The sequence below is a fragment of the Methanolobus sp. ZRKC4 genome (assembly GCF_045291305.1).
Lineage (GTDB): Archaea > Halobacteriota > Methanosarcinia > Methanosarcinales > Methanosarcinaceae > Methanolobus.
This window is the reverse complement of sequence record NZ_CP146983.1, coordinates 1,160,201-1,171,679: the sequence shown is the minus strand read 5'-3', so window position 1 is coordinate 1,171,679 and position 11,479 is coordinate 1,160,201. Positions and strand designations below refer to the sequence as shown.

Here is an 11,479-nt window from a genome sequence, read left to right as displayed (position 1 = left end):
AACCCTCTACATCATTCGATAACTGCATCCAAGTACATTTCCTGAAACTTCCAGATCATCTTCAAATTATTGAGGAGATTATCAGAACAATAAGCATTGCAATAATACCTATTGCCCAGAATTTTATTGTTTCATTCAATGGTATCCTGATATCTACTATCTCGGAGCTGGAGATTGCAACTGGCCTTGAACTACTGATGGGTTTTGAAGAAGGAAGTGATGCAGCTTTCATTTTATCCATTTGAGGTTTCCTGGAGATAGCTGCCGAGGGAGAACTGATACTAGCTGATTTTGAGACTACAGTTTCCTTATTGCTAATAACATTTTCTTCAGCTTTGAAAGATGAAGGAGTTTCCGGGGTAGTTGATGCCTGATCGGATGAGAACGTATCCTCTCTTTCATTCACCACTACTTCTTCAACTTCAGGGGAGATAGATGATGCAAATGAAGAAGCCTCGTCAGCAGCCATGTGGCCATTTTCCGAAATTATGTCGGGTTCAGATATTACAGATGATCCTTCCTGACTGCTGCCAAAAACATCATCATCCTCTTCTTCCCTAATCATTGCAGGAGAGCCATTGTCTTCATCTGAACTTGATATTGCATTGCTGAATATCGATTCTTCCCCAACAGGCGGGGTGAAAGAATATTCATCCTCCTTAAGCACTTCTTCTTCTTCTTCTTCTGTAATGATAGTGTCCGGTGTTTCAGCTATCCATTCCCCGGTGTCCTGTTCATCTTCAATAACTGGTTCAGAAGGGGATGAAACAAAACTTGCACCATCATCTACAAGAGGAGCTGGAGAAGCATTTGATTCATATTTTTGACTAATAAGCCCCTGATAGTCCGGATCAATTTCGACTGCAAGGTCAAGGCATCTTTTAGCTTCCTCAAACTGTCCAAGTCTTTCCAGGCCTTTGCCCTTCTTGAACCATGCCTCTGCATTATAGGGATCTATGTCCAGTGATTTGGTATAGTATTCTATTTGCTTTTCAAGTGTTTTGGCCGATTCAGCCATTTTCATCCAATTTTCAGCAGCTTTCTGTTTTTTCTTTGATTTGACGTCATCTAGCATTCCCATATTAGCACCTTTTTTATTCAATATCACATATTCAACGTGTTAATTTCCGCACCCTTATAGGTTCCAGCACGGTTTGATATAATTAGTACCTGTAGTTAGTAACACTTTATTGAATAACTGTTTTTGCTTATTTTTAAGCATGTATAACGCATATAAAGATGTTTGTAGAGATTAATACATATTTACAGATGCACCATCAACCTTTCAATTCTTCATACTCAAAAGCCCACATTGGAAGTCCATCTATTCCGATATGTTCTAAGTGTTCCATCTCATGGGCAGCGTAAAAAGCAGACGGACCAGTGAATGAAACTGTGTTTTGATCAAGCTCTTTGATAAATATCTTCTTCTTTTCTGTACTCACAGATGCAACAATTATCCTTTTTGCTTTCAATGTCACTGAATATGGCCTTGTCACCAGAGCCCTTTCATCCCTGCCACCACATTTTTCCAGCCGGTGAACAGTTCCTTCCTTCGACACATATTCCGGATCCAAAAGGAGATATATTTCCTCTACAGTATGACCTGTGTTAGTTTCTTCATCGTAGGTAGTGAATACCTTCATAACTGAGATGCCTTTAAGGTCATCTGTGGAATAACTCCAGGCACCACCAATCTTCAAAGAAAGGATCATTGGATAGAAGGCATCTTTAGGAAGATCAAACCTGCCAAAAAATGCCTCTTCCTTTGCACTGAATTTTAGAATAGCCTTAAGATCGTTGACCTTCATATTTACTCAAAATAACTATGACACTACTCATTAAATAATTTGGCAGAACTAAATTCATCATTTTGTTTCTGCTCATCGTTAGTAATCATGTATGCTACGAAAAAGTCCTGCTATGTTCAATAACCATTTTTATAATTGAACTTATAAATTACTATTACTATCCTCATGCCATTGTATTAATATAGATTGAACTTCCAATAATTCTATCGTGGACTGAGGATGCAAGGGTATAGCATCCTTACAGCAACGTTTGATCTTCGAGTTGCCAACTTTGACCGGAAGGATTTGAACGTTGTCAAAAACATAAAACGATACGAATCAGTGGGAGTTTAAATATGGATAAAATGAAGAAAGCAGGTCTTTTGGGAGGAGCAGCGGTTCTCGGTGCCACCCTTGCCGCATTGTCACAAGAAAAAGTCAGAGATTTCCTGAAGAACAAGGCTCATAGTCATGGGATCAACAAAGAAGAAGGCAAGATCCTTGTTGGTGACGTTATCAGTGAGACAAAAAGAAAGAAGCTGTGCCTGGAGAAAAATGTCGTTGATAAGCTGCATAGTTCAACAAAGATGGCAAGTCAGGAGCTTTCTGACATGTCGGACAGGCTAGATGAGAGAAAAATACAGGAACTTGAAACTGAACTTGAAAGAATGAAGGGTTTGAGGAAAGATCATCAGTAGATTTCGCAGTGAAATTCTTCGATGTCGTTTAAGCGTAGAAGATGGTGCTAAGAATGGAAAATAATGGAACCCAGGATAAACTGGCTGTGTTAATAGATGCCGACAACGCCCAACCATCAATAATAGAAGGATTGCTGGATGAAATTGCAATTTATGGTGTTGCCAGTGTCAAAAGGATCTATGGGGACTGGACATCACCAAACCTGGGCTCATGGAAAAATTCCCTGCTCGATCATTCCATTCAGCCCATACAGCAATTCGCTTACACCACTGGCAAGAATGCAACGGACAGCTCACTTATTATTGATGCCATGGACTTGCTTTATACAGAGAAACTGGATGGGTTCTGCATTGTTTCAAGTGACAGTGATTTCACACGTCTGTCGCAGAGAATAAGGGAGGCAGGTCTGAAAGTCTATGGTTTCGGTGAAAAGAAAACTCCAATGGCTTTTATTTCAGCATGCGATAAGTTCATTTATACTGAAATTCTGAGAAAACAAAAAACAGATACTGAAGATATCCCTGCATCACCAGAAACTGAAAAAAGGAAAACTAATGAACTCAAAGGAAACACAAGACTTGTGAATCACCTGAGAAATGCAGTGGAAGATTCAGCAGATGAAGATGGATGGGCTTTCCTAGCAGAAGTTGGCGGAAACCTCATCAAACGCAGCCCCGATTTTGACCCCAGAAACTACGGCTACAAGAAGCTAGGGGAATTAGTTGAAGCAACAAATCTGTTTGATATCGATAAAAGAGCACAGAATGGCGCAGGGAAGAGTGTTGTTGTTTATATAAGGGATAAGAGAAGCAGAGGGAAGAAGTGATGAGGCATGCGAGACTCTTCCTGGTATCCACAAATATGAATTAGAGTTTTCTACTTAGATAGCTATCGAGTATAGTCGATAGAATACACTCTTTTTGTCGACTAGACAAAACAATTTACAGAAACTGAATCGTACATAGAAGACAAAGCACCTGAACGAACACAATCCGCACTTTGACCCAATAAACTACGATTACAAAAAAAGAAAGATGTAAAGATCATTTGACGACGAGAACACGTGTATTTGCGTGCCTGACGACATCCGTTGCCACGCTTCCAAGAATCACTCTGTCCAGACCGGTCCTTCCCAATGTGCCCATAACGATAAGATCTATATCGTTATTCTCAGCAAAATCTATGATCTCAGATCCGGGATGACCATCAACTAATACTGTTTCTACCTCTATACCTGCCCTTGTACCCATCTCCTTCACGGCATCCAGTGCTTTTTTCCCATCTTTTTCAAAATGTTCATGCAAACTTTTCTCATCCTTAGATACCTTTTTAGGCGGTTCTATAGGCACCCCAAAATAAGAGGCATGTGGTATCATCGGCATTACATTCAAAGCATAAAGTTTCGCTCCGGCAAGCTTTGCAATTTCGATTCCGGAAAGTGCTGCTTTACTTGCATTTTCAGAACCATCGGTTGCAACCATTATTTTCTTGTATATTTCACTTTGCAAAAATACCCACTCCTTAACAATATATTTATGTAATAACTAGGATAAAGCATTTTTCACATTTAAAAAAGATGAAATGGCCGGTCCATAATAATCCTTGATTGTGATGAACATTTGTCGAACAGAATCTTCCCTTACATTAACAACATAAATATAGTATTAATTAATATAGCCTGTCACCGATAATAGGGGTTTAGTAGAAGTTGTTGACTCAAATACAAGCACCCCCCACATGTAAAGCTTAGGACTGAACCGGGACAACAGAAATCCAACATAGATTGCACTAATTTGAGCTTCCGGGAAATCCTGATTACTCCAACTTAGAACTGTTGGACACAATCCGGATGAACTGTATCAAATGGAAATTAACATTTTTAGTATTTTACTTTTAATTTGACAGGTGTTACAATATGAACCGTTTTAAAAATATATTTAGTGTTCTGTTCATTACTGTTCTCTTGCTGGCAGTTGCCGGTTGCGTGCAGTCAGAAGAGACAGTTATTATTGAACAGGAAGAACAAATAATTGAAGAAGAACAGAACGAACTGTTAGCCCAGAAAGACTATACAATATCGCAGGTCAATGCTGCTATTGAACTCATCGATGAAAAAGGAGAGCTGGCATTTCCTGAATTCAGAGGGAATGATAGCAAGTGGTTCCACAATGAGTCCTACATATTTGTCTGGAAGGCTGACGGGCTACGTGTCGTCTACCCACCCGAAGTGAACAGGGAAGGCGAGGATATGAGCGAACTTCAAGACTTCAACGCCAAACCCATAGGCAGAATCTTCATCGAGACGGCTTTAAGTGAAGAAGGCGAGGGATGGATCAATTATGAATGGCCAAAACCAGGTGAAACAGAACCTTCTACAAAATCCACATTTATCAAGAAAGTTTCTATCGATAATCAGACATATCTTGTAGGTTCCGGTTTCTACGTAGATGACTTCGTCTATGATAAAAATCTTGAAGACATCGATGATATCAATCACTTTGGAGATGCAACCGTTAGAAACCTGATCAACCCGAATAGAGTTGAAATGGGTATGGACATGGATTACAGCATTGCACATTTTACAGTTAAAACAGGTGCTACCCTTGATACCCTCATTATGAAGAACCCGGAAACATATTACGTTCTTGAGGGTGAAGGCATGCTCTACATAGAGGACGTACCATTTGAACTGAATAAAGGACAACTTGTCCTCGTGCCTGCAAACGCAAAGCAATACATCGAGAATACCGGAGATGTTGACCTTGAGTTCCTTTCCATAAACCAGCCTGCATGGGAACCGCAGAACGAGATTATTCTGGAGTGATCTTTCACTCCACTTTTTTTACATCAGTTTATTTTGATTATTAATTGAGCAGACCTAACTAGATTGAACATAGGCCAGGTTCATCCTTTTCCTCAGTAAAAATATATATAATTTTAATGCTAAGAGGACGCCTGATGGCCGAAGACAATAACGATCTTAGAACAACGACTTATTCCTTGCAGAATGAAACGATCGGACTATTGTACAATGCTCAGAAAGAAACAAAAGAGAATATCAGAGAGATCAATACTCATCTTGGAAGTATTATCCCCTCCTCCAGTCGGCAGTCTTTGTTCCTGTTTCCTTTTACTGACTCCGTTAACCTCAATCAGGCCATAAACAACATCAGGGAAATCTTCTTAAATCAAATAATCCAGATCGAAAGTAAAAATTACCCAATGATCTCTGTAGACTATGACAGCATTCTAAGATTTATCGACAACATGGAAACCTATGATGCCTTCAGGATAGCTGAACATTTAAAAACCGAGTATTTCCAGAACGACAATCATATTCTAAAAAGGATTAAGAGTGATTGCAGGCGTCTCATACCTGTCAGTTACGCTTCTTCCTCAGAAACACTGGAAACAAGGAATAAAACGGTAATAAAATTAAAAGCACTAAAAAATCCCGAACAGTCCATCAATTTCCTTGAAAGCCTTGGAAAGCTTGTTGACATAACCCTGAACACCACCCCACCCTCCAAAGCAAAAGGAATAGAGATACATCCCGGCCAATCCCACATTGATGAAAGAATGAGACTCTACTATTTCAAAAATGGAAATATCCGTCTTATATTCAATAATCCCGAGAACACTGAAAAAATAATCCATGCACTTGAGATCCCATATTGAATGTTTCTTTGTAACTATTCAGCCTGGCACGATTTGCCTATTGGTACTGATTTCATCGAAATAGAGATGTCTGCTCACTAACAATCTAACAATCAAAAAAGCAATCAATAGCAACAATCAAAATAAATGATTCTAATGAAATTTACGTTTCAACTTTTTGTCAAGATTGTTATTGATAGCGTTTTTATCAGGCTGAATAGTTACAAAAAAAGGTAACTATTCAGCCTGGCACGATTTGCCTATTGGTACTGATTTCATCGAAATAGAGATGTCTGCTCACTAACAATCTAACAATCAAAAAAGCAATCAATAGCAACAATCAAAATAAATGATCCTAATGAAATTTACGTTTCAACTTTTTGTCAAGATTGTTATTGATAGCGTTTTTATCAGGCTGAATAGTTACCTTTTTTTTAGAGTGGTGATTATGTAATATACCGTATTATACCCCCAAAACACCATCCTCTTCCAACAACCAATACCACAATGGCACATACCTCACCTTCTTCCCATCAACAATCTCCTCGCCAAAATCATCTGAAGTGATGATAATACCCTCTTTCATCTTAAAATTCTTCATCCCGGCCAGAAGACCATTTATCTCACGTTCTTTGGTTTTGGGGTCAGACAGATCAAAGCATACCTGTATCAATTGGGTTGGTTCAAGTCCTTTCTTCATTACAAAATCAACTTCGTGTCCTTTCTGATTTTGCCAGTAATATATTTCATCACCAGAGCGTAAAAGCTGGATGAAAACCAGATTTTCGTATAATCTTCCGGTGTCGGAGGAGAGTTTAAAGGAGACTGCATTGATCATACCTGTATCTATGCAATACAACTTCCGGGGTTTGTTCATCTGCTGCTTCAATGATTCATCATAATGCCGGATACTGAAAAGCAAAAAGGTATCTTCAAGATATGAAAGGTAATTAATTATGGCATCTGTACTGAGAGATGAATAATTGGCAAACAGCCGTTTGAGAGAATTGAAAGTATGTGGTTTTGCGATGTTTGATATGCAGAACAATGCAAGGTCCTTGAAGGTAAGAGGATTGCGTATCCCGTATCTTGAGATAATATCACGATATATGATGTCGTCGAAATACGACTGTAATATTTCCCGATGCTGGATAGATGGATAGACGATAGTCTCAGGAAATCCTCCATTTTTAAGATATTCTGTGAACTTACGCTTGATAATTGCTCTGTCTTCGGAATAGGGAAGTTCTTTCACATCGTAGGTTATCGAATGATAATTTAGAAATTCCACAAAGCTGAAAGGGAACATTCTTGTGCTTAGATGTCTGCCAGTAAGCAGTGTGGATATATCCTGTGAAAGCAGGGATGCATTTGAACCACTTATTACAATCTTCACATTTTGTTTTCTGTCATATATGCCTTTGACCCATCTCTCCCATGAAGGAAAGTTCTGGATTTCATCCAGGAAAATGTACAAACGATCTTCTTCGGATATCTCCTGCATTTCCCTGAATGTCTCGATTAGGAGTTGAAGTTCATCTCCATTAAGTGGCTGCAGCCTGTCATCGTCAAGATTCAAATACAATATATTGTTCTTTGCTACACCCTGTTCAAGCAATTCAGACATCAACTGATACATGTAATAGGTTTTACCACATCTCCTGACACCCACAATATCATTTACATAAGGCGTATCAATGTTTAGCTCATATTTACGTCTTTGAAGCGGTGGTAACTCCCTCCCCTGCCAGTCAATAATAGTACTTTTCAGTTTATCCCTGGTGTCCATGAATAACAATTGGGCCTTTCTGCTTATATACTCATCGAGTATAAACGATGAAATAACTGTTTTTTGTCGAGTATAAACGACAAAATACCCCAATATGAAATAAAATCTCAAAATTTAAATTAGACCATACAACAAATAAATTCAGACTAGAGACATAACTGAAAACTAAAAAGTTATCGATATTGATAATATGAAAAAGAGTCTCTTGTTAATTTCTGTTCAGTCTTTAATGTTGGTTTCAAAAGGATATTTGGTCATATCTTTATAGTTTCTGATATTATTCGTCCTTTTAAGGAACGCAATAAGAACCTGAAACCTATCAAACCTAAACGTTATCCTGATCTTGAACCTTTAGTTGTTGATACGTATCAGCAGTCTAAACGACTGTCCAAGGAATTTAAAGAACTTGGCATTACTCGTAAGATTGCTGTAAGGTCTAATCATAATACAATGAGGTATAGCCGTGTTGTCTGAAGAGCATAAGCTATACAAAAAAGAAGAATGCAAAAATACCAATATTAAATTTATTGGTTTTCTGTAGTATTTACATTTTTACGGCTCTGTAGAAAACCTATCAAAATCAGTATTTGTGGACTTAATTTAACAAATTATATCAATATCATCGAGTGCATTTTGAATAATTGCATACGGTTATTTGTCCCATAATTTAGAGGATTTCTACAGAGCCAAAAAAATAGACAATATTATAAAGACAGTTCGTGCATTAAATTCCATTTGACTTAAAATGTTTTTTTTAAGGTTATATACTTTTCTAAAAAAATCAAATTCTATTTACCCATAGTTTCCGGTGCAATTCATCCTATCTTTGGTACTGTTATTTCCCTTTACAAATTCCACATTATAAGCTCTTTGATATCGTTTTTTACAAAACGGAACTTCAATTAAAAAATCCCACATACCCAGCATTTGCGCTGCTTCGCAGCGCACGTGGCTTTTTTCCTATATTCCCTTAGGTACACGATTAATACCTGTATTCCAGCATCGCCCTGCAACACCATTTCCAACTGGATTTTTATTTGAAAAACTCCACCTGAAACAGAGATTATCAGCCTGTAAAAATCAAATAATATTTCCAACCTGTGATCAAAATAATCTTTGAACATCAACTTTATATGTTGAGTTAACCTTGTATTACTTATCTTACATGTAATCCATGTAAGGCAAAAACCGAAAGAAAAAGAAAAAGAATTAAGGAGTGACATGTTTTGTCAATTCAAGAAATAAGGACTGCAACTATAACAAGCAAGGGTCAGATCGTAATTCCTGCTTCCATGCGTACAGGTAATTTTGATATTGGACATCGCGTTGCAGTAATAGCCACAGATTCTCATATAGAAATTCGGCCACTTGATGATGTTGAAAAGAGAATGGGCACTGCTATAGCATCAGAAAAGGCTCTTGCAAAACTTTGGGATACACCTGAAGAAGATGAAGCATGGGACTATCTATGAACGAACATAGTAACAGCTTGAGAACAAGCAAAGGAACAGTTGTAATTTTGCCATTTCCGTTTTCGGATCTGACAGCATCGAAGAAAAGACCTGCACTGGTTATTGTGGATCTAGCAGGAGAAGACGTTATACTCTGTCAGATAACATCGAACCATCGTCTGGACGGCTATGAAGTGCCTTTAAGAAAAGACGATTTTGCTGATGGCCACCTCAAAGTAGATAGTCTAATTCGAACAAATAAACTATTCACCGCAACAAAAGACATAATTATTGCTGAAGTAGGGAAAGTTACTGATGCAAAAATAAAGGATGTCGATGAAAAATTGATAGCCATGATAAAAGCAGGTCAATAAAACACACCTGCTGCACATAGCACACTAAATGAATATCTCTTTTTTTGATCTCTTCACTTGTGTGAATACGACGAAAGGCGTATTGACACACCAACCCTTACTAAAAGGTTGATTTACGCAGTAATTCAGCCTGTCACTTTTTCAAAAAAGAGCTTTGCTCAAAAATAAGGATGACTCAAATATTCAAAAAATCATTTACAGGTTTAGAGTTAATTACTAAATAAAACGTAACTATTCAGCCTGATAAAAACACTATCAATAGCAATCTTGACAAAAAGTTGAGACCTACATTTTATTAGGATCATTAATTTTGATTGTTGCCATTGATTGCTTTTTTGATTCTTAGGTTGTTAGTGAGCAAACATCTCCGTTTTGATTAAATCAGTATCAATAGGCTAATTGTGGTAGGCTGAATAGTTACAATAAAACAACAGAATGTAATCTAAGATTGTGATATTGAAACTTAGAATAGTAAAGAGCCTCGGGTGGGATTAAGCCACGATGCCGTCATTCCAAGGAGACGCTATTTCCCTATACCACCGAATCACAGTGTTTTTGTCTGAAAAATGCGCGATTTGGAGGACCAGAGCCCATATTTCAAGAAGGATTGAAAATATGAGTAATGGAATCTATAAAATAAACATAAATGCAAGGCTAGAATCTTTAGAGAAATCCAATGTATCGGCCGTAAATAAAGAATTAATAGCATTCTTTGCTGATTACTGCTTTACTGAAGGACTAGGTGAACACCGAGTTTTGAAATACATCTCATCATTAAAAAACATTGCTTTGTCACTGAATCTTGATTTTGATAAAGCTGACGAAAAGGAAATCCGAAAATACATTTCAAGCTTAGAAAGGTCAGATAAAAGTGAGTGGACAAAACATGATTATAAAGTTGCATTGAAGAAATTCTATAAATGGATGTTTAAAGAAGACAATCCAGCCCCAACAAAATGGATATCCACAACTATAAAAAAGAAAAATCAGAAATCGCCAGAGGATATCCTAACAGAGTCAGAAATACTGAGATTGATTGATCATTCAACAAACAAAAGAGATGAGGCCCTAATTGCTTTGCTATGGGATATCGGAGCAAGAGTGGGTGAAGTTGGAAATTTGCTGATTAAACATCTTACTTTTGATGAGCGCGGTGCAATCATTAAACTAAACGGCAAAACAGGTTTCAGAAGGGTCAGAGCTGTATGGAGTGTTGAGTACCTCAAAGAATGGTTGAAGGTTCACCCTGAGAGGGAAAATCCAAATGCTCCACTCTGGTTTAAATTTGACAAGAAAAGTGATTCCTTAGAGATGCTAAGATATGATGCAATCCGCATGAGACTTAAGAAAATAGCGACGAAAGCCAGAATTAACAAAAAGGTTCATCCCCATCTTTTCCGTCATTCCAGATGTACATATATGGCTAACTATTTGACTGAAGCTCAAATGAACCTATATTTTGGATGGGTACAAGGCTCAGATATGCCTGCTGTCTATGTTCACCTCTCGGGAAGAGATGTTGATGATGCTATTCTAAAGGCTAACGGAGTCACAACTGGAAAAGATACATCTACAAATCAAAGCCAACATGAAAGCACGATAAATAACATTGATTTTTCATCAATAATGGAATCAAAAATCAACAAATTAATAGAGGAAAAAATGAAGCAGATTCTTGAATCGTAATCTGTTCGAGTGACTACTATAAAAATTAGACAC

General features: G+C 37.6%; 11 protein-coding genes. 7 read left to right on the top strand and 4 right to left on the bottom strand.

What is annotated here, in order from left to right; genetic code table 11:
* Positions 1–61 precede the first annotated feature (61 nt).
* Together V7O67_RS06175 and V7O67_RS06170 are read right to left on the bottom strand one after the other, a co-directional pair.
* Complete coding sequence (locus tag V7O67_RS06175; protein ID WP_342305726.1) at positions 62–1,081, bottom strand: tetratricopeptide repeat protein; 1,020 nt, start codon at positions 1,079–1,081, stop codon at positions 62–64.
* 196 nt (positions 1,082–1,277) lie between these two features.
* Positions 1,278–1,811, bottom strand: a complete 534-nt coding sequence (locus V7O67_RS06170; RefSeq protein WP_342305727.1) for a RimK/LysX family protein — start codon at positions 1,809–1,811, stop codon at positions 1,278–1,280.
* 335 nt (positions 1,812–2,146) lie between these two features.
* Between V7O67_RS06170 and V7O67_RS06165 the strand changes: the two genes are divergently transcribed.
* The gene (locus V7O67_RS06165; RefSeq protein ID WP_342305728.1) at positions 2,147–2,488 is read left to right on the top strand and encodes a hypothetical protein; all 342 of its coding nucleotides are present in this window, start codon (positions 2,147–2,149) and stop codon (positions 2,486–2,488) included.
* Between the two features lie 53 nt (positions 2,489–2,541).
* The gene (locus V7O67_RS06160) at positions 2,542–3,315 is read left to right on the top strand and encodes an NYN domain-containing protein (RefSeq protein ID WP_342305729.1); all 774 of its coding nucleotides are present in this window, start codon (positions 2,542–2,544) and stop codon (positions 3,313–3,315) included.
* Between the two features lie 217 nt (positions 3,316–3,532).
* Here V7O67_RS06160 and V7O67_RS06155 read toward each other — a convergent pair whose 3' ends face one another.
* The gene (locus V7O67_RS06155) at positions 3,533–3,997 is read right to left on the bottom strand and encodes a universal stress protein (protein ID WP_342305730.1); all 465 of its coding nucleotides are present in this window, start codon (positions 3,995–3,997) and stop codon (positions 3,533–3,535) included.
* A 407-nt stretch (positions 3,998–4,404) separates the two neighbouring features.
* Here V7O67_RS06155 and V7O67_RS06150 point away from each other — a divergent pair, with 407 nt between their 5' ends.
* Positions 4,405–5,313 (top strand): cache domain-containing protein, encoded by a 909-nt coding sequence (locus V7O67_RS06150; protein ID WP_342305731.1) that lies wholly within the window; start codon positions 4,405–4,407, stop codon positions 5,311–5,313.
* A 134-nt stretch (positions 5,314–5,447) separates the two neighbouring features.
* Positions 5,448–6,167: a hypothetical protein gene (locus V7O67_RS06145; protein WP_342305732.1), complete on the top strand. Its 720-nt coding sequence runs from the start codon at positions 5,448–5,450 to the stop codon at positions 6,165–6,167.
* A 442-nt stretch (positions 6,168–6,609) separates the two neighbouring features.
* Here the strand turns inward: V7O67_RS06145 and V7O67_RS06140 are convergent, their stop codons facing one another.
* Positions 6,610–7,935: an ATP-binding protein gene (locus V7O67_RS06140; RefSeq protein ID WP_342305733.1), complete on the bottom strand. Its 1,326-nt coding sequence runs from the start codon at positions 7,933–7,935 to the stop codon at positions 6,610–6,612.
* Positions 7,936–9,161: 1,226 nt separating this feature from the next.
* Here V7O67_RS06140 and V7O67_RS06135 point away from each other — a divergent pair.
* The 3 genes from V7O67_RS06135 to V7O67_RS06125 all read left to right on the top strand — a co-directional run bounded on the left by V7O67_RS06135 (position 9,162) and on the right by V7O67_RS06125 (position 11,446).
* Complete coding sequence (locus V7O67_RS06135; RefSeq protein WP_342305734.1) at positions 9,162–9,407, top strand: AbrB/MazE/SpoVT family DNA-binding domain-containing protein; 246 nt, start codon at positions 9,162–9,164, stop codon at positions 9,405–9,407.
* Positions 9,404–9,760, top strand: coding sequence for a type II toxin-antitoxin system PemK/MazF family toxin (locus V7O67_RS06130; protein ID WP_342305735.1), 357 nt, complete (start codon positions 9,404–9,406; stop codon positions 9,758–9,760). Before V7O67_RS06135 ends, V7O67_RS06130 begins: the two co-directional genes overlap by 4 nt.
* A 615-nt stretch (positions 9,761–10,375) precedes the next feature.
* A complete protein-coding gene (locus V7O67_RS06125) occupies positions 10,376–11,446 on the top strand; it encodes a tyrosine-type recombinase/integrase (protein WP_406671237.1) in 1,071 nt (356 codons plus the stop codon).
* Positions 11,447–11,479 lie beyond the last annotated feature (33 nt).